This window comes from Candidatus Woesearchaeota archaeon, assembly GCA_030651135.1.
GTDB lineage: Archaea > Nanobdellota > Nanobdellia > Woesearchaeales > JACPBO01 > JACPBO01.
This window is the reverse complement of sequence record JAUSCS010000013.1, coordinates 154,241-172,566: the sequence shown is the minus strand read 5'-3', so window position 1 is coordinate 172,566 and position 18,326 is coordinate 154,241. Positions and strand designations below refer to the sequence as shown.

Annotated in this window: 22 protein-coding genes and 3 tRNA genes; 8 read left to right on the top strand and 17 right to left on the bottom strand. The window is 37.1% G+C overall.

Annotated elements, in window-relative coordinates; all coding sequences use genetic code 11:
- Positions 1-2: 2 nt before the first annotated feature.
- The 3 genes from Q7J54_07590 to Q7J54_07580 all read right to left on the bottom strand — a co-directional run bounded on the left by Q7J54_07590 (position 3) and on the right by Q7J54_07580 (position 1,273).
- On the bottom strand, positions 3-707 hold the full coding sequence (locus Q7J54_07590; GenBank protein MDO8741398.1) for a hypothetical protein: 705 nt from the start codon (positions 705-707) through the stop codon (positions 3-5).
- A 71-nt stretch (positions 708-778) separates the two neighbouring features.
- Positions 779-1,087 carry a cupin domain-containing protein gene (locus Q7J54_07585; GenBank protein ID MDO8741397.1) on the bottom strand — a complete coding sequence of 103 codons (309 nt, stop codon included), beginning with the start codon at positions 1,085-1,087 and terminating at the stop codon, positions 779-781.
- A gap of 29 nt (positions 1,088-1,116) precedes the next feature.
- Positions 1,117-1,273, bottom strand: a tRNA-Ser gene (locus Q7J54_07580).
- A 261-nt stretch (positions 1,274-1,534) separates the two neighbouring features.
- Here Q7J54_07580 and Q7J54_07575 point away from each other — a divergent pair.
- The 3 genes from Q7J54_07575 (at position 1,535) to Q7J54_07565 (ending at position 4,509) form a co-directional block, all read left to right on the top strand.
- Positions 1,535-2,461 carry a transcription initiation factor IIB gene (locus Q7J54_07575; GenBank protein ID MDO8741396.1) on the top strand — a complete coding sequence of 309 codons (927 nt, stop codon included), beginning with the start codon at positions 1,535-1,537 and terminating at the stop codon, positions 2,459-2,461.
- Positions 2,462-2,546: 85 nt separating this feature from the next.
- The gene (locus Q7J54_07570; GenBank protein MDO8741395.1) at positions 2,547-2,999 is read left to right on the top strand and encodes a hypothetical protein; all 453 of its coding nucleotides are present in this window, start codon (positions 2,547-2,549) and stop codon (positions 2,997-2,999) included.
- 10 nt (positions 3,000-3,009) lie between these two features.
- Positions 3,010-4,509 (top strand): prephenate dehydrogenase/arogenate dehydrogenase family protein, encoded by a 1,500-nt coding sequence (locus Q7J54_07565; protein MDO8741394.1) that lies wholly within the window; start codon positions 3,010-3,012, stop codon positions 4,507-4,509.
- Here Q7J54_07565 and Q7J54_07560 read toward each other — a convergent pair whose 3' ends face one another.
- A complete protein-coding gene (locus Q7J54_07560; GenBank protein ID MDO8741393.1) occupies positions 4,510-4,821 on the bottom strand; it encodes an MGMT family protein in 312 nt (103 codons plus the stop codon).
- A gap of 129 nt (positions 4,822-4,950) precedes the next feature.
- Between Q7J54_07560 and prs the strand changes: the two genes are divergently transcribed.
- Complete coding sequence (gene prs / locus Q7J54_07555; GenBank protein MDO8741392.1) at positions 4,951-6,072, top strand: ribose-phosphate diphosphokinase; 1,122 nt, start codon at positions 4,951-4,953, stop codon at positions 6,070-6,072.
- Positions 6,073-6,079: 7 nt separating this feature from the next.
- Here the strand turns inward: prs and Q7J54_07550 are convergent, their stop codons facing one another.
- The 8 genes from Q7J54_07550 to Q7J54_07515 all read right to left on the bottom strand — a co-directional run bounded on the left by Q7J54_07550 (position 6,080) and on the right by Q7J54_07515 (position 9,875).
- Positions 6,080-7,660, bottom strand: coding sequence for a helicase-related protein (locus tag Q7J54_07550; protein MDO8741391.1), 1,581 nt, complete (start codon positions 7,658-7,660; stop codon positions 6,080-6,082).
- Between the two features lie 7 nt (positions 7,661-7,667).
- Positions 7,668-7,789: transfer RNA gene (locus Q7J54_07545), tRNA-Ile, on the bottom strand.
- A 5-nt stretch (positions 7,790-7,794) separates the two neighbouring features.
- Positions 7,795-7,897, bottom strand: a tRNA-Asn gene (locus Q7J54_07540).
- Between the two features lie 59 nt (positions 7,898-7,956).
- A complete protein-coding gene (locus tag Q7J54_07535; GenBank protein MDO8741390.1) occupies positions 7,957-8,100 on the bottom strand; it encodes a hypothetical protein in 144 nt (47 codons plus the stop codon).
- A gap of 74 nt (positions 8,101-8,174) precedes the next feature.
- Complete coding sequence (locus Q7J54_07530; GenBank protein ID MDO8741389.1) at positions 8,175-8,546, bottom strand: hypothetical protein; 372 nt, start codon at positions 8,544-8,546, stop codon at positions 8,175-8,177.
- Positions 8,547-8,582: 36 nt separating this feature from the next.
- A complete protein-coding gene (locus tag Q7J54_07525) occupies positions 8,583-8,894 on the bottom strand; it encodes a hypothetical protein (protein MDO8741388.1) in 312 nt (103 codons plus the stop codon).
- Between the two features lie 10 nt (positions 8,895-8,904).
- The gene (locus Q7J54_07520; GenBank protein ID MDO8741387.1) at positions 8,905-9,153 is read right to left on the bottom strand and encodes a hypothetical protein; all 249 of its coding nucleotides are present in this window, start codon (positions 9,151-9,153) and stop codon (positions 8,905-8,907) included.
- Between the two features lie 11 nt (positions 9,154-9,164).
- The gene (locus tag Q7J54_07515) at positions 9,165-9,875 is read right to left on the bottom strand and encodes a hypothetical protein (GenBank protein ID MDO8741386.1); all 711 of its coding nucleotides are present in this window, start codon (positions 9,873-9,875) and stop codon (positions 9,165-9,167) included.
- A 117-nt stretch (positions 9,876-9,992) separates the two neighbouring features.
- Here Q7J54_07515 and Q7J54_07510 point away from each other — a divergent pair, with 117 nt between their 5' ends.
- From Q7J54_07510 to Q7J54_07500, 3 genes are all read left to right on the top strand, one after another.
- Positions 9,993-10,271 (top strand): winged helix-turn-helix domain-containing protein, encoded by a 279-nt coding sequence (locus Q7J54_07510; protein MDO8741385.1) that lies wholly within the window; start codon positions 9,993-9,995, stop codon positions 10,269-10,271.
- A 137-nt stretch (positions 10,272-10,408) separates the two neighbouring features.
- Complete coding sequence (locus tag Q7J54_07505) at positions 10,409-10,993, top strand: winged helix-turn-helix domain-containing protein (GenBank protein MDO8741384.1); 585 nt, start codon at positions 10,409-10,411, stop codon at positions 10,991-10,993.
- The gene (locus tag Q7J54_07500) at positions 10,990-11,499 is read left to right on the top strand and encodes a HEPN domain-containing protein (protein ID MDO8741383.1); all 510 of its coding nucleotides are present in this window, start codon (positions 10,990-10,992) and stop codon (positions 11,497-11,499) included. The genes Q7J54_07505 and Q7J54_07500 overlap by 4 nt, the downstream gene beginning before the upstream one ends.
- Before the next feature lie 2 nt (positions 11,500-11,501).
- On the opposite strand, the gene Q7J54_07495 is transcribed toward Q7J54_07500, so the two are convergent.
- The 5 genes from Q7J54_07495 to Q7J54_07475 all read right to left on the bottom strand — a co-directional run bounded on the left by Q7J54_07495 (position 11,502) and on the right by Q7J54_07475 (position 16,193).
- A complete protein-coding gene (locus Q7J54_07495) occupies positions 11,502-12,584 on the bottom strand; it encodes a DNA topoisomerase IV subunit A (protein MDO8741382.1) in 1,083 nt (360 codons plus the stop codon).
- Positions 12,577-14,379: a DNA topoisomerase VI subunit B gene (locus Q7J54_07490; protein MDO8741381.1), complete on the bottom strand. Its 1,803-nt coding sequence runs from the start codon at positions 14,377-14,379 to the stop codon at positions 12,577-12,579. The genes Q7J54_07495 and Q7J54_07490 overlap by 8 nt, the downstream gene beginning before the upstream one ends.
- A complete protein-coding gene (locus Q7J54_07485) occupies positions 14,348-14,965 on the bottom strand; it encodes a KH domain-containing protein (protein ID MDO8741380.1) in 618 nt (205 codons plus the stop codon). The genes Q7J54_07490 and Q7J54_07485 overlap by 32 nt, the downstream gene beginning before the upstream one ends.
- Before the next feature lies 1 nt (position 14,966).
- Complete coding sequence (locus tag Q7J54_07480; protein ID MDO8741379.1) at positions 14,967-15,677, bottom strand: serine protein kinase RIO; 711 nt, start codon at positions 15,675-15,677, stop codon at positions 14,967-14,969.
- Positions 15,678-15,815: 138 nt separating this feature from the next.
- Complete coding sequence (locus Q7J54_07475) at positions 15,816-16,193, bottom strand: hypothetical protein (protein ID MDO8741378.1); 378 nt, start codon at positions 16,191-16,193, stop codon at positions 15,816-15,818.
- Positions 16,194-16,437: 244 nt separating this feature from the next.
- Between Q7J54_07475 and Q7J54_07470 the strand changes: the two genes are divergently transcribed.
- Entirely contained in the window at positions 16,438-18,093 is a 1,656-nt protein-coding gene (locus Q7J54_07470) for a hypothetical protein (GenBank protein MDO8741377.1), read from the top strand.
- Positions 18,094-18,326 lie beyond the last annotated feature (233 nt).

Below are 18,326 nucleotides of genomic sequence, written 5' to 3'. Positions count from 1 at the left end.
GCTTAATAATCTTTGATTTCAATCTTCTTGTCTTTCGAAGTTATTTCTTCTCCTTGAATCTGCCTGTTTGCCCCTTGAGATTGATTGTATTTAACACCATCTCGGGTCATCTGGCCTTCAATAGTGCCTCTATCATGCGTTCCCAAATAAAAATTACCTCTTTCCCCCCAAGACATGTCCCATGGTTTTCCAACTCCTTCTCTTTCAATTTGTAGGCCTCCTTTTTGGTATGTTAACCACTCGCCGGGATTCCAGATAATGTCGCATTCTTCTTTAGTTCCATTTGACGACCTTGTTCTAACACCTTTCATAACTATGCTTCCATCATTATATTCAACACGCCCGGGGAGCAGAAGAGACAAAAGTTTTTCTTTATGCGAAGGTGGTCCCATAAGATAGAACATTGAAAAAACAGAAATAGTTGCACTGGCCAGCAAAAGAGCGTGGCTTGTTTTCATATATTTTAAATTATGAATAAATCTTCTTGTCCTTCTGCTAAATCTTTCACCACAGGATTCTTTTTTATAAATGCCGGTTATCTGCGGAGGAATATGGCGGGGGCCATAGTGTTCAAAATATACTCTATACCCTTTGTTCACTTTGACGTAAGTTTCTCCTGGCCTATCTCTTTCAGAAGTATGAATGTGCCCATTTTCGATTTCCTTTAGCGCATCTTTTGTGATGCCCTCTATTCCTTTTCTAAACATAATTCACTAGTATTGAGTAGTTAAATATAAACTTTTCGTTTAGCGCTCTTTTTTCTCCAGACAGTTTCAACTCAAGATCTTATCATCACAAGCATCATCTTGAACTGCTTTTTTGCTTTCAATGAATGCGGATGATTGGCAGGCATTATGATCATTTCGCCTTCTTTTAACTGAAATGGCTTCTTATCTATGGAGATTTCAGCTTCTCCGTCAAGTATATAAACAAATGCGTCAAACGGAGCAGTGTGCTCGCTCAATCCCTGGCCCTGATCAAAAGCAAACAGAGTGATTGTTCCTGTGCCTTTACGTATTATTTCCTTGCTTACAACAGATCCTTTCTGGTACTTGACTGAGTCATTTAATTTTAATGCTTGTGCCATGTTTTTTGCCATTTATTGTAAAATAAAAACGCCGCGATCCGGACTTTCGACAATCGAGCCTGCGAAGCAGGCTCTGTGCAAAAAATCTTTTTAAGGACCATTTAACACATCATTGTTTTGAACCGGAAAGGCCTTTCGGCCATCAGCTCTCAAGGCTGACGCAGTACCAGGTTGTGCCATCGCGGCATGAAAGAACGTATAAGGGGTTATTATATAAATTTTTGTATCATTCATTTTGAAAATAACAACTTTTTTAAAGTTTTCTATAAAAATTTTGAAAAAATTCACCGTCTAAAAGTCCAAAAATACCGAAAGCTTTAAATATGAGTTACGCATTTCCTTTATAAATATTGTTATACTTCATTATATATGTTGGGGAAAGAAAAAGGGTATAACAGCAAAAGATCCATATTTGAGCTATAAGAATAAAGCTATCTGGTGAAAAAAATGCCTGAAATGGTCAAAAAATGCCCTGAATGCGGCGGAATAAACTTATTCTGGAATAAAGATAAAGGGGAGATTATCTGCAAAGACTGCGGACTTGTTATTGAAGACAAAATGGTTGATTTCACGCAGGAATGGCGTAATTTTGAAGACGAAGGGGGCGAATCAAAAAGAAGGGGCGGCGCTCCTATGACATACACGCAGTATGATCAGGGATTAGGTACAGAAGTCGGCCAGCATGGCGATTTATATCAATTAGGAAGCAAAGCCAGAAACAAGTTTTTCAGGTTAAGAAAATGGCAGTATAGGATTTCTACAGCTATTGAAAGGAACTTAAAGCTTGCGCTGGCTGAATTGAAAAGAGTCAGCTCTTATCTGAAGCTTCCAAAGTCTGTTGAAGAAGAATCATCAAGAATTTACACTTTGGCTGTGCAGCGCGGTCTGGTTAGAGGAAGAAGCATGGAATCTGTTGTTGCCGGAGCTTTATATGCTGCCTGCAGAAGGCATGAAGTTCCTCGTACATTGGATGAATTAAGCGAGGCATCTGGAATTGAGAAAAAGGAAATCGGAAGAACTTATCGTTTTGTAACAAGAGAATTGGGCATAACAATACTGCCTTCAAATCCTGCTGATTACATTCCAAGATTTGCATCTGCCCTGAAATTAAGCCCTGAAACACAGAGCAAGTCTGTTGAGATATTGGAAAGGGCGCAGAAAGCCGAATTAACATCCGGAAGAGGGCCAACAGGAATTGCAGCAGCTGCTTTGTACGTCGCAGCCTTGATGCACGGAGAGAAAAGAACGCAGAGGGAAGTCGCAGATGTTGCAGGCGTGACAGAAGTCACGATCAGGAACAGATACAAGGAATTACTGGATGAGCTTGATCTTGAGAAAGAGATTAAGAAAGTGAAGAAGAAAAGGAAGAAATAAATTTAAATATGTTTGATTAAATTAAAAAAAGAGGGGCATAAATATCCTCTAAGATCGTTCTTAGGGAAGTTATTTAGCAGGCAAAATGAAACCAATTGGAAAAATCATTACCTACGCTTTAACTTTTGTGTCTGGTATGTTGATTTCTGCTTATTTTCTCAGCAGGTATGATCATAGAGCTATAGAAGTAATGAAGAATAACCAAAGGGATGTAGAAGATCTAAGAGAAGACGTAAGCCAGTTATCTACGCCTTGTATGGCTAACAGCCTTAGGTACGAACTATCGATAATTGACAAATACATAATTCTGACTGTTGTGACTGGTTCATTAACAAAGGAGGAATATACCTCAAAAAACAAAGAGATTAAAAGTATTGAACACGAAATAGACGTGGCCGCCGGAGACGGTTTTACAAAAGAGGAAGTGCATGGAATTCAAAAAAGAATTGATGAATTGCGCAAAGAGGTTGTAGGAAACAGCGGGCTTGATGAAAAGAACGTATTAGATGGGCTTAGAAATTTAGAAGGAATGATCTAGAAGTAATAAAATGACAGAACTAGTTGGAATAATCGGCGGAGCGGGGGAAGAGGGATCTCATTTTGCAGACATTATAAAAAATGCAAAAAAGCAGAATTTAGAAATTGCCATATCTGATATTGATGTTGAAAAAGCCAAAAGATTATGTTCTGAAAGGGGCTATATTCATATGAGTTCTGAAGAGCTAGTTGATAAAAGCAATCTTGTGATTTTTTCTTTGCCGATCATGGACATTATCGGAAAAAATATTGAGAGGATTACGGAATCAGAAATAAAAAGATTGGCTGGCAAAGCTAATGAAGCCATAGCTGATCTTACTTCTACAAAAACAAAGTCTGTCCAAGCCATGATTAAATATTCAAAGCCGAATGTAGAGATATTTAGCGTCCATGGAATGTATAGGCCGACTGTATCGCCTTTAGGGCAGAATGTGCTGTTTGTTCCCGAGAGGCCTAAAGAGGGCGGCCCCTGGTTTAACAGATTAATGGCTATTTTTGACAAAAATAGGGCGAATACAGACATATTACGCGATTCTCACGACCATGATTTAGAAATGGGCCCTTTACAGGTTAAGCCCCAGGCAATAGCTTATTTATTCCTGTCAATGCTTGAACAGCTGTCTGAAAAGGTCGGTCTTGAAAGGCTGCAGAAGCATTCCACATTGCTTTTTAGGCTGATGCTGGATGCAGCTGGAAGAGTTGTAGCAAATCCCAATCAAGGCAAAATGTATGGCGCCATACAAATTGAAAATCCAATAACTAAAGAAGTATATGCTTTATTAAAGAAGAATTTAGACCATCTAGAAAATCTAGCTCTTTCAGGTGACCTTCAAGGATTTGATGATTTGCATAAAAGACTAAACAAATTTTTAGGCAACTATGCCAAGATTGCAGAAGAAAGAACAGACAAAATAATGGGCCACCCCATTGGCATTGAAGTTTATTTTGAAAGAGAAATAGGTGATACTATAAAAGAGACGCTTAAGCCATTTAATCCAGATATACGAAGATACAAGGAATATTTAGACACCACGAAAATTCCAGATGGAGAACTAACTAAAATAAGGAGGGTATTTCCGCTTGCAAAATGTGTCCCTCATGGAGTAGAATGCTATAAAGAAGGAGTGGATGTCTTTTATCTTCACAATAAAAATCACCCCCGGTATAAAAATAAAAAGATCAGGTTCTCACCTGCTGTACCTCCTGGTTTAGAGAAGCTAGATGTAGAGAAATTAGAAAATGTCAATAACCTGCTAACTGCAATATTAAGCGGCGAAAAAAAGTCAGATCATGAAATGTCTGAAATGATTAAAGCCAGTTATGAAGGTGTACAAGTGATTGGGGGATTTCTTGATAGCCTGAAAAGATTTAACACAAAAAATCAAAAATATGAAAGGGTGCAGATGTTCAATAGATTTGGCGATCCTTTCTTGAACATATTTGATACATGGAACAGAATAGAAGAATTATCATCATTAGGGCATTTGGTTGCTTATAGGACTGAAAAATAATCAAAATTTTAACATTCTCTTTTCAAACCCCACAACTTTGTTCTTGTTTATTTCAATCCCTTCCTTTCTTAATAATTTTATTTTTTCCTTAACTCCTCCTGAATACCCTCCAATGCTTCCATCGCTTTTCACAACCCTATGGCATGGTATGATCACAGGACATTTATTCTCATGCAATGCTCTTCCGACTGCCCTGTAAATCTGTCCTTTTCTCTTTAATGCCCTGCCGATCTCCTTGTATGTCGTTACGTTTCCTTCAGGTATTTTCCTGACAAGAGCAAGAACCTTTTCGTTGAAATTAAGTGATGCCATTTTATTTTAGTTATACGTGATGCTATTATTTAATTTTTACGCTCCATTACGTAATTATTGTTTTTAAGTAGTTAATAAAAGAGAAAGATATTTAAATTACAATGTGATTTAAAACTTAAGGGGGAGTGCATGGCTAATTTTAAAGACACATTTATAACACCTGAAAAATTTGAAGAGCTTAAATTCAAAGAATTGGCAGGGCCTAATGGCTGGCTGTTATTTGTAGCCTGTAATTCTGGAATAGAATTGGCTAAAAAGGTAGAAGAAAGTTATGAAAAAAGACTTAAAGAGAACAAAAGCGAATTAAAAGTGGTTCCATTATTATGCGGAGGCAAAAATGGAGAGCCAATGACCATGATATTTGATGATACAGAAACAAGACCCAGGCTTCCCGAACATGTTGCAGGCTCAAATGCATTTGTTTTCCAGTCTGTCCTTGACAGAACATCCAACATAACTGTAAATGATAATCTGATGCAGCTTTTACAAATGATTAGGACTTTAAAAGTACATAGAGCAAAAAAAATAACTGCTGTAACTCCTTATTCTGCATACTCGAGGCAAGATAAGCCAACATTTCATCAAAGAGAGGCAACATTAGCGAAACTAGTTGCTGATTTGTTAATAACTGCAGGCATGGATGAGATTTTATTTTACCATTTGCATACAGACGCTATAAAAGGATTTTATGAGCCTCACGGGGTAATAGCACTAACTGGCCTGGATTTGTTTATCGAAACATCTGAAAAATTCAGGGGCTTAAAAAATGTGATAGCTATTTCAACAGATGCAGGTGGAGCTAAATTTACAATACATTATGCAGAAGCAATGGGTATCGACTATGGCATCACAAGCAAAGTCAGGCCGAAAGATCAAGAAGCAAATATTTTAGGAGTCATAGGTGAACTAGATGGGAAAAATATAGCATTAATAACAGATGATGAAACAGTCACAGCCAACTCAATAATAGGCGCTGCTAAGTCTTTATCGGAGGAGCGCAATATTAATGAAATATATGCCGCTATTTCTCATAATAAGTTAAATAAAAAATCAATACCTAAACTAATTGAAGCCAATGAAAAGTACAATCTTAAAGAGTTGCATGTTACAGACTCAATTCCTCAGACAAAAGAAGTTTTAGAACTGCCGTTTGTAAAGGTTCACGCATTGACGGAAAGAATTACTTACACAATTAACAGATTACACTACAATCAGTCTGTAAGAGAAATATTTTACAGATCAAATAAATAAAAACAACTTACTCGCCCCAATCTGCCAGAGAAATCTGCCCTTTTCTTTTGTTCTCCTTGACTTTCATCTTCTCAAAATCCTCTCCAACCTGCTTCTTAATGTCTATTGCAGTATTGGATCCAAGGATCTGCGTCAATGCAGTCAAATCAGCTTTTTTGACATCTGCAATATCTTTGATTCCATTATTGAAAAGCATTCTTCCCCTGGCTCTCCCAATGTGCTTTAATTTCATCAAAGGCAATAATTCTTCCTTAACGCCGTATTTCAGCCTGAACCTTAATTTCAGAATTTCTTTAAGCATAGGCTTTATTTCCAAAATTCTCGACAATTCCTCAGAAGCATAAAGCAGCCAGTCTGCAATATTCAGCTTTGCCCTGGTTTCGCCAGGCCTTATATTGTATTGCTCCAGCAAATATTCCTCGTTCTTTTCATTAACCCATTCTTCAAAAAACAATGCTGTTTTAACAGAATTAAGATATTCATCATATTCTTCTTCGTAAAGAGTCGGCTCTTTTTCCAGCAGATTATTTTCGTAACTTGCAAGCTTTTCCTGCACTTCATCCCATTCTTTTGTTTTGACAGTCAGCAAAGGCCGCATTTCCAAAGTATGCGATATAATTTGCAGAAGCGAAAAAGAATGCACAGTCACAACGCTGCTGTTTTTTAGGCATGTTATCAGATGATGCGCTGTCAATGGATCAATGTAAAGCTCTGCAACTCTTTTTCCAATCAATGTTGCGTCATAAGATTCGTTTTCAAGAGCATTCGCAGATTTAAAATCCTCTTTTGCGGAGCTTTTTATGAATTTCCATTCTTCCAATAAGCCAAGCATCCTCAAAATTATCGCTTCTAACTTTTCCATGTCCTTGAACTGGAATGCCCAGAATGTTTTTTCAAAAAACTCCATTATCTGGATTTTTGTATTTACAAGATTTGAAGCGATTAACGAAAGCAGATAAGTCCTTAAAACAGGCTCAACTGCAAGCTTTGAAGATATCTCTTCCGGCTCGCCTAAAATGAATTTTTCATATATCTTTTCTTTTTCAGGCTCTGATGATGCAATGCAGATTGCTTCCCCGAAGCTGTCGAATTTAGGGCGCCCGGCTCTGCCAGCCATCTGCAAGAATTCAAGCACAGGAATGTATTGATAGCCCTGATGCCCGTATCTTTTGAGATCCTTCAGCACAGAGCGGAATGCCGGCAAATCCAAACCATATGCAAGTGTTGGTGTAGAACAAATTATTTTTATTGCACCTTTCCTAAAACTTTCTTCAATCAGCTCTTTCTGCTTGTGATGCAGCCCGGCATGATGGAATGCGACGCCTTTTTTTAGGCACTCTGAAAGCCTTATGCATTGCCTTGTCGGCTGCGCAATTGCATGCAATGCTTTTTCTGATAACTCGTTAAGGCTTTCATCCCCTATTCTGAGCTTTTTTGCAATTTCTTCAGCTGTTTTTTCAGCTGATCTTTTTGTATTTACGAAAATCAAAGCCTGTTTTTTTATTTTGATTGTGTCGAGCGCAATATTTAGCGAAGGGTCATCTGTCAATTGCTCTATTTCTTTCGGAGGCATACTTGTTTTTTTCATAAGAAAATGGCCCCGCGGAGATTTGAACTCCAGACCTTAATCGGGATTTTTCATCCTTACGATGTCTAAGCCGGTTATCAGTTTCGTAGCTTCTACTCGTACGCTCTAACCAGGCTAAGCTACGGGGCCAAAAGCGCCCTCGGGCAGACTCGGACTGCCGACCTCATGATTAACAGTCATGCGCTCTACCTATTGCTCCACATGAGCCTAAACCCAATGCGTCTAAGCTACGAGGGCTTAAGAAATAAAGATTTGAAATTTATTTATAAATGTTTTTGTTTATTTTCCTTATTTTGTCAGAGAATAGGCTGTTCACTGCCCCAAAGCCTGGAATGCTGGGTGCAGTTCTTCTTCCCTTCCCAATAGACATGGCAGTCTTCCCTGAACTTTTCCCATTTGATGCAGTCAATGCAGCATTCTGGAATGCTTGTTTTTGGCATAATAGAGAATAATAATTTCAGAATTTATAAAGTTTACGGTAAGTTCTGCGATGATGTAGTAATCTTGGCTGTAATTAAATAAACCACGTTGGAAAAATATAATAAATTAAAATCAATAGACCTGTTATTAAAGGATTAAATATTTTTGTAAATTTATAGTAATTTTCATGGCTTAAACTTTTATTCATAGCATATGCAATTACCCCAATAAGACCTAAGATGATCGCAATATTCACAATTATTTTCATAATTAAAGGTGTTTTTGGTATAGATGAATAAAAGCTAGCTAAGGCCATAGAATGTGAAAACATACTAAGACGCCCAACAAAACCTTCGCCTTCTTTTATTTTTGTGTCTATCACTATGCCTAAAATAATCAATGAGATTGGACTAATCAAAATATAGTATTCTTTTGGCACTAAACCAAATAAAACATCTAATATCATTTTGCATTACCTTTTACTTTTTATACTCGTCTTCTATCAAATGCATTTATGCTTCTTTAAATGTGTAGGACAATAATATTTACCGCATTTGTTGCATTTTTTAGCACAATCTTTACACAAAAAAGTTCTTTGCCAATCATACATCAGCTTTCTCTGATCTTCAGCACAAATAGCAAAGGATTCTTTCATAAATTTACCACAATTACCGCAAAATTGTTGCTTTTGTTTTAGTTGAGATTCTCTTCTTTCTCTTAATCTTTCAAAAAATCCTTTTTTACCCAAACTAACATTGATAGAGGTATCACCTTCTTTTTTCGATATTTTTGCTGAACCTTCAAATTTAGCCATTTAAATCACCCTAAAAATATTTATTTGTCTTAAACCCAAAAAGTTTTAATGCAATGAGCATTGTAAAAAACAAAATAATGCCTACAAGCAAAACGTAAGCAACAATACCTGCTATTTTACTAATAAAATTAAAATCTGGTGAACCCCATACTCTTAAAAAAGAATCAAAAATTTTATCGGCAATTTGAGCAACTAAAATAGTGGCGAATATAGTTACAAATAACATCCGATGTTCTTTTGTTGTTACTTTTTTAGGCATTTTCTTTCTCATTACCTTTTGGTTTGACAAGTGATATCTCCTAAACTTGTTTCTTTGCAACTTTCAGGGCAAGTAATTTGTCCTTCTGAACTTATAGTACAAACATGCCTAATAGATTCGCCACAAAAGTTTCTATCTTCTGTGCTTGTCACCAAACGAGATTTAGTCGTTGACCTATATTTAGTTACCTCTCTTTGTTTTTGGACTTCTTGTTCTTTATAACATTGACCAGAACAAATTATATCACTTAACGAATTTGAACTTAGACACTCAGGATGTTTATTAAGACCTTCTTTCATTGCATCAAAGCAGCTCATTGTTGTCTTTTCGGTAACATAATAATACTCTGTATCTGTGTAAGGCTCTTGTTCAGTATAACTTTCCCAAACATCCTTAGTAAATTTTACAGTCACACATTTGTCTGTTGGGATTATATATTCAACAGGTTTTTCGGATTTATTCTCGGCAACAACATCGGTTTTTTGAGATTCAATAAGAGTTTCATTTTTTGGAACTTCCTGAGTTTCGTCTTTGTCGCATATTTTATTGTCATTTTGGTCTAAACAACATTCAGAAGCATGTCTTATATAAGGTTTCTCGCAGACAATTATCTTATTCACATCTTCTTTGCTCAATTTATTCAAGTCTAAATTACTACATCCGCTTAAAACCAAAATGCCCAAAATCAATCCAAACAATACTATTAATATTATTTTTTTCATAAAAACCGCCCTGCTTATTATGGTGCCTGTTAAGTACAAAGGCTATTTAAATCTTTCTAATTTTGGTAAGTGAAATGGTAGTATCCTTATTTATTATTTGACTTACCATTTCTACATATGGATTGTAAATTAATTTCATTTGTCCTCAGAGCCAAGAATAGAAGAAAAGTACTTCTTCTACTTGCAAAGGAGAAGCTAACCCCCTCCCAAATTATGAAAAGAACAAATATGTACGAATCTCATACGAGCAGGACATTAAAAGAGCTTTTGAGCAGAAAAGTAATAGTTTGTGAGAATCCTAATGAGCGTAAGTTCAGATTTTACAAAATAACTTCTTTAGGAAAGAAAACGGCAAAAGATGTGGAGAAAATTTTAAAAGAAATTGGAAAAGTTTAGTATTGTTACCTCATCCCAGCACTAAAGTGCGGGGTTTTAAACCCTATGTGCAATTTTCAATAAAACCGATCATCTGCGCATTTCAAAACCGAAAAGTATTTAAACTTGGAGTTTATATATTTAAACTTGGAGTTTATATGAGAGACATAGCCAAAAACGAGATGCTCTTTATCCTGGGCATCTTCAAAAATCCAGCAACAGAATATAACGCGAGCAGCATAGCGAGAGCTATGGGAATCAGCCCGATGGGCGCTTTGAAGATAGCAAGAAGGATTGAAAAGGAAGGGATAATAGTTTCAAGGCAATTGGGGAGAGCAAGGTTTTATCAATTAGCTCTTGAAAATGATTACGTAAGGGAATACATAAAATTTCTGCTGAAAAGAGAAGCAGAGCAGGCTTCAAGCTACGTAAAGGTGTGGCTGAGGGAAATCAGCAAAATAAAAAATGCAGATTTTGCACTATTGTTCGGCTCTGTCTTAAATAAGCAGAAGGAAGCGAAAGATGTAGATGTGCTTCTCGCTGCAGAACAAAAAAGATTTCAAAAGCTTAAGAAAGAAGTGGAAAAAATAAATTTCGTAAACATAAAAAAGCTGCATCCCATATACCAATCAAAAGAAGATATTAAGAGCAACATTAAAAAACAGGATAAGATAATACTGAATGCCATAAAAGGCATAGTTGCTTTTGGGGAGGACACATTTATAGATGTGATGAAAAGATGAGCCATGCAAAAAACAAGGTTGAATGGTGCTTGAAAAAAGCAGAGCGGGAATTAAAGGAAACAGGAAAACATAGAGGGCTTGCCAAGGCAAATCCAAACTTAGAAAAAGCACGAGGCCATATAACAAAAGCAGAGCATTATCTTGAAGCAACAGGTTATTTGAAAAAAGGGAATTTCTCAGACATAAGCGCAAGCACCGTGTTTTATTCAATGTATCACTGCCTGCTTGCAATAGCTGCAAAATTCGGTTATGATTCTGGGAATCAGGAATGCACTTTTGCTTTAGTTCACAGCTTAATTGAAGATGGTAAAATTGATTTTGAAAAAGAGCTGTTAGATAAAATATCATCCTTAGATATTGAGAAAAAAGAGGAACAAACAACAATTGACATAAGGGAGCTGTATCAATACGGAACAAGCCTTTCTATTAAAGATGATTTGTACAAAGAACTTTTTGAACTGGCAAAAAAGGTCATTGCAAAGACAAAGGAAATAATGGAAAGATAAGTTTACGGTAAAAACTTCTCAGGGTGCTTTAGCTTATCCGGCAGGTAAGTATTGATCACATAGTTGAGCCCCCAGGCAGCCAAAGCTTGCTGCTCTGCCCTGACTTTTAAGTCTATCATCTGTTTTATGGCATTCTGCCATTCCTTATGATGCAGTACAAATGGATCATTTTTCAGCGCATCTTTGGCTCTCTTAATATCTACTTCTTTCAGAGGATGCGAAGGCAATTTATAATCTATGACATCCTGCGTTGTAACCCCTAAAAATCTCGCATTTGGAACGCAAAAATATCTGTTAATATGCGCGGAATTGCCAGAGCCAACCTTAAGCGTCCTGTATATGTTCATGTACCCATAAGGATCATTATCGGTAAAAACATAAACAGGCAGTTTTTTAAAATCCGCCAGCCTTCTGATAAACCTTCTGCACGCCCTTGTCGGAACCCCGCCCATTGAAATTAAAATGCAGTCTGCTTTTTTCCAGTAATTATGCTTTACTAATCTCTGGAACATGCCTGCTGTCTCTATAGCAAGTATGAATTTTGCGTCTGTCTCAAATTTTAATTCCTCTACAGATGAAGGAATAGAATATGCGCCAGAACCCATTTTAGTGCAGTCAATCTTTAATTCTTTCCCTGTATCCTGGTCTTTGTCAATTACAATCAGCCTTCCGGCAACTTCTCCGCCTTTTTCCTCCGGGATAAAGCCCATTTGCTCGCGATTAACCATCAGCATTGCTTCAATATCATCCATAACAGTATCTGATTCCGGCTGTTCTTTGAATCTGGCCTCGCCCCAGTTTTTAGAAACATAATAAGCCTCTCTTTTAGTTGCAATATCATCTTTATCTACTAATTCCTTTGATAAAGCCATCATCCGCAAAGTCTGGGCGAATGTTTTAACGCTGCCTACAGTAAGTGTTCTTGATTTCATCTTTCCGACCAAATCAAAATAGCCTGTTTTTTCGTCATACTTGACATTGGCTAAAGCTCTCAGGGGCGATTCTACTTTAGGCTGTTTTTTGGCTAAAATTGACTTATATATTCCCTGCGCAAGTTCTATGATCTGTTGTGCAACTTTATTCATTTTCTGCCTCTTCTTTGCTGTCTTCCCTGCCGATCTTAGCAAATTCTTCATCATATTCTTCGTTTTCAATTTCCAGGTCTTCTAGTTCTCCCCTATTTTTTTCAAGTATCTCAGCAAGGCATTTCTCAACTTTTTTCTCATCAGCTTCCTTAAAGCCAACAATTTCTTTAAGAGCTTCTGCAACATGAGGTATATATGTTTTGATATAATCGCGCTTTGCGCCCTCATTTAAAACACGTTTTTTCTTATAAACATAACTTCCCAGCTTTCTTCCGCATTCCTGAACTGCGAGCTTTATCTCTTTCATAATTTCAGGATAATGCGCAATTGATTCCTTGCTTTCTGATGTAAATGGGACCCATACAGAGGACATATGAACAACAATCGCTATAGGCCCGAAAGGCAGTGAAGTTCCACTCTGCTGCAGGCCATAAGGCTTCCAGTTTGTTTCCGTAACAGCGTCAAAAATTGCGCAGGCTCCCTGCTGGTAGAGCAATGGAACTCTGTTAGCATATCTCAGCAGTTTTGCGCTTTCCTCTTTTGGCAAATCTCCTCCATATGCAACAGCGGCCTCTATTATAAACGGATTTCCGCGGTAAACAGCCGGCGGCCTGCTTGTTGCGCAGTAAAATTCTGCATTGATTTCTTTTTTTAATCCTTTTTCCAATAATGCTTCCCCAATCGGGGTTATGCAGTCAGTCGGAGGGGAAATTATTTTGGTCTGCTGTATTCCCTGCGATAATTTTTCAGCCATTTCCCTGCTCATATCTTTTGGCTTTGTATTTGGGAGTAATGCTGCATTCTGGCAGATCTCTTTTGCTGTTCCCGGGCCGACTCTTGAAAATTCTGCTGTCAAAAAGCTCTGCAAGGTTCTTGATTCTGTAATTTTGAGCATGCTGAGAAGCATTCCAAGCTCAACTCCGTAAGGATGGGGCTTTATCTCCCTTGGCTGCGGAGGCAATTCATTGCTTATTCTTGTGAAGATTATCTGCTCTGCTTTTGGGCTTGTGTAAATTATTGTAATGTGCGGATTTACGATTGCAACTTGTTTTAAGTACTCGTCAACAGACTGGCTTCCTTTTTGGTATTCTGCTTCAAGGTCAAGCTCTATTTTTGTTCCACGATCTTTTTTCCATTCAATGATTTCTTCTTTTACAATCTCTGGCTTGTTATGCTGCGTATCAATGTGCAGCTCATAATAATGCGCAGGGTCTTTCGGCGAGATTTTTGAGACAATCTTTGCAGGCCTTCCTGTTGTCAATTGAGCATATAAAACTGCAGCGCTTATTCCTATTCCCTGCTGGCCGCGGCTCTGCTTCAATGTATGAAATTTTGAGCCATAAAGCAATTTTGCAAAAATAGGCGGTATTTGTTTCTTGACAATTCCTGGGCCGTTATCCTCTACAATGACGCGGAACCTTTCCTGGCCCATATCAATAACATCAACTTTTACTTCCGGGAGAACTCTTGCCTCTTCGCATGCATCCAAGGAATTATCAACAGCTTCTTTCACAGCCATCAATAATGCCTTTCTTTTATTATCAAAACCAAGAAGATGCCTGTTCTTCGTAAAGAATTCCGCTACTGAGATCTCTTTCTGAGCTTTAGCAAGCTCAATTGCGATCGGCTCTTTGCTTTCTTCTATCGCTTCTTTTTCTTTCGGCATTTTTGAAATGGCATGATGGTTGTTTAAATAATTATTCTTTTTGTGCTTGAAAATGTCCTTGAAAACGCTTTGCGTTTTCGGGACACAGAAAATTCTTTTAAATTTTCTCGTGCTTTGCATTTTCGGCATCACGTTGTGGCATTTTCTTTACACTTTCTTTTAATTCAATCTCCTCGCTAAACATCTCCTTTCTCTTCAACTCTTTCCTCTGCTTTTCAAGCCACCTGTAAACAGTTGAATGCGGGCTTCCTTTAAGCAAGCTCTCAACAGCTCTTTTGGCAACAGAAACGTGCCCTGCTTCGCCTATGATGCCGATGGTTTTTCCATAGATGCATATGGCGCTTTCAGTCAGTTCTTCGATAATGCGCCTTGATTTTCCATTTTCACCAATAACCCTGCCTTTCAGCCTTATGAGGTGATTTTTCTTATCTTTCACGTAATCTTTTAGATCAATCAGCTCAAAAATATAGTCTGCTTTAAGAAGCTGCATTGCAATATCAGGATTAAAGCCCCGGCCTATTGCCTTGACAACCTCTTGTGTATTGAACATTCTTATTGCATCCTTGCCTTCTATTTTTACAGTGCCTTCCCTGGAATCAATATTTAATTTCGTATTTGTATTTGCCTCTAATGCTTTCTTGACCTCGCCTTTTTTGCCTATTAAAACTGCAATTCTTTCTTTCGGTATAATGAGCTCGTATCTGAATTCCTGCATTTTATTTACCTTTAATTTTCTTTAAAACTTTTTCTTCATCAGCCTTTAATCCATATTTTCTGAAAAATATACAAACGTTTTTAATGTCTCTTTTTAATAAACTTTCCGCTTCTGTGTTGTCTGTGACTGTTCCCTGTGAAAAATCAATAAAAACAGGCCTATCATTAAAGTTAAGTATATTGAATGCAGACAAATCAGCATGCACCAATCCTGCTTTGTACATTTTTTTCATATTATCAACAAGGTCATTAAAAAAAGAAGCCATATCTGAAGGCAAAGAATCTTTAAGCATTGGCGCAACTTTTTCATCTCCTATGAATTCCATTACAATGATATTGTCTGCAAATGTAAATGGCGTTGGAACTCTTGCTCCTGCTTCCCTTGCTTTTAGTAAATTCCTGTATTCCCTCTGCACCCACGAAAATATGACTTTTCTTCTCTGTTTCTTTAAAGCAGGAAATCTTGGATCTGCCTGGATATAATAATACATCTTATTGAAGTTGCAGTTCTGCAGCCTGTAAATCTTGACAATAACTGGGCTGCCGTCCTTTTTTTCAGCTGAGAAAATATTCGCTTCCTTTCCGATTGAGATCGGACTTTTTAATCCTTCAAAATAGCCCTCGCTAATCAGCTTGAAAATAAGGCGCTCGCTATGCTGATCAAATACATTCTTGTAAGTTTTGAACCATTCATGGAATACTGCTTTCGGCATAAAATAAGGGAAAAGGCAATGATATAAAAAGGTTTGGAAAGTGTGAAGCAAATAAGATGTGCGAATCGTTGTTATGCTCTCTCGTTAGGGGTCGTGTATTAGCGCAACTAATAAAAAAGAATAAATGGCAAGAAGTAATTAATATTCGCAGTCTTTTACTAGATCATCTATTCGTGAAAATGAATCTGTTAAAATTTTATTAACTTTATCAATATTTGGTCTAGAACCTACAACAGTTAAATAGCCAAAACAAAGCGGATTGTTTGGTATTTCTTTATCCCTTTTAGTATCATACCTTATAGTGCAATTATCTACATGCCATATTGATGGTCCAGTTAACAGATTACATGGTGAACCAATTGGTTTTTTATTAAATGCACCAGAAAACCTGTCTGCCATTTCCAAAGCTGAGCCAAATACCCTATATCCATTTACTTCATTACCTTCGGTATAATCGGCATCTTTAGTTGGATCTGCCAATAAAAGTTCATAAAGTCTGATGATTATGGGTTTCATTACGATATTTAATGATGACTCATATATAAATGTTTCCATTTATTAGCCACTTAACGGTGGTAAATTACTTCTTGCACTATCTGTAAATTTTGCCTCGTGCTTTTATAATTATATATGATATAATTATGTGCAATATGGGAGGGTGTTTTCACTAGGGGGAATGGCTGGGGCAAATTCGATATCTTAATATATATGTGAGTCTAAAATAGAAATTATAACATAAGTTTGTAGAGGTGAATCAACAATGAAAAAGATTATCGTATTATTCTTAATTGCAGTATTGAGCAGTTCAATCGCTTATGCTGGTATTTTCGACTTGATTACTGGAATGGTTACAAATGACCAAGGAGAAGAAACGCCAACAGACGGCCAGACATCAACTACTTCAACAACAGTATATGAGCAGGTAACGTGTTTATTTTCCGCGTCTAATTCCACACAGACATGTTACGCCCCTAATATTGATCTGTCCTGTACAGGAACTGACTCTTGCACTATGAATGTAATGGGTACACAAGGGTCTAAAGTCGATATAAAAGCGTGCAATAATGTCGGTTATGTCATTATTGACGGTTTTAACGAAACTGTAGAGGTCAATTGTTATACACCAGAACCTGAGAAAGCAGTTAACTGCGTCGTAGATGAAGCTACCCAAACTAAAAATTGCTCTACCCGCACCGAAACTCAGATGGCAGTTAAATGCGTCTTCGATGAAGCTACTCAAACTAAAATATGTGAGGCTCAGATTCCTAATAAAAATAACCTGCTATATGAACAGTTAACATGTAAATTTTTAGGTTCTACTTCCACACACACATGTTACTATCCTAATGTTCAGGATCTGACTTGCACAGGAACTGACTCTTGCACTATGGCTATAATGGGTTCAGAAGGAAGTAAAGTTAATATATTGGCTTGCGGCGGAGTTGCTTATGTGACTTTTGACAATGCTGACGAAACTGCAGAGTTTAATTGTGGAGCTGACGTTAAATGCGTCTTCGATGAATTTACTAAAACTGAAAAATGTTATTCCACTGAGGCTGCTGCCCCTGTTGAAAATGTAAAAGAACAGGTAACATGCAAATTTTTAGAATCTAAACAGCTGCAAAAGTGTTATTCTGAGTTTGGACAAAGTTGTGAAGGAGAAACTGGTTGTGTAATGGAGGTAATTGGCGAAAAGGGGAGAAAGACTGCTTTGAAAAGCAGCTGCGGAGGATATGCATATATTCTATTAGATGGAAATAATGAGGATGCAGAATTCAAATGCATCCCAAGAGAAGAAGTAACTCCTGAACAGATTGTTGGAAGAGGATTTCAACGCGCAGCCTGGGAATGTTATGATAAGACGAGCTCTGTATCCCAAGACGCAGGGTGCTTGCCTGCTGAAGTTTGGAATAAAAAAGCAGAACTGTATTGTGAAGGACATTGCTACCAAGATAAGTCCAAATGCGGGGTTAATTCTTTCAGTGTTTTAGAAGAATGTTATGAAACTGTTATTACAACAGCACAGCCAGCTGTTACTGGAGTGACTGGAGTAGCGCAACAAACTGTGGCCGGAGTAGTACAGCCAGCTACGACTGCAGCGGCAAAGCCAACTGCGACTGCAGTAATAACGCAGCCAGTAGACTTAGAAAAATTAAAAGAAGAAATGAAAGAATCTAAAGAAGAAACACTATTCTGCAAGGATTCCTGCCCATTAGATGGAAAGTGTTATCCTTTTGGTTATAGAAAAGGCGGAAAATATTGCACAGATAACGGAATATTCAAAGAACAGCTGAAATCAGAAGAGGCTTGCGATAATAATTTTGAATGCTCAACAAATGTCTGTGTTGACGGAAAATGTGTAAGCTCTGGTTTAATTCAAAAGATTATCAGTTGGTTCACTAAACTATTTGGATAAAAAGTTACTCCGGCTTTTATTGCCGGCATTATCAGATCATAAACCAATAATTTTAAATATACCCGCTGTATCTTTAATTAAAGAAAATATGGTGTGTATGTGGGGGTTAAAATACCCGAATTCATCATATTTTAAGTTTAAAAACGTTAAAAAACAATTAATAGTCATAAAAAAGCAAAAATAGGCTGAAAAATCAAAATTAAGGTCAATTTCACTTTATTTATTATTTTTTC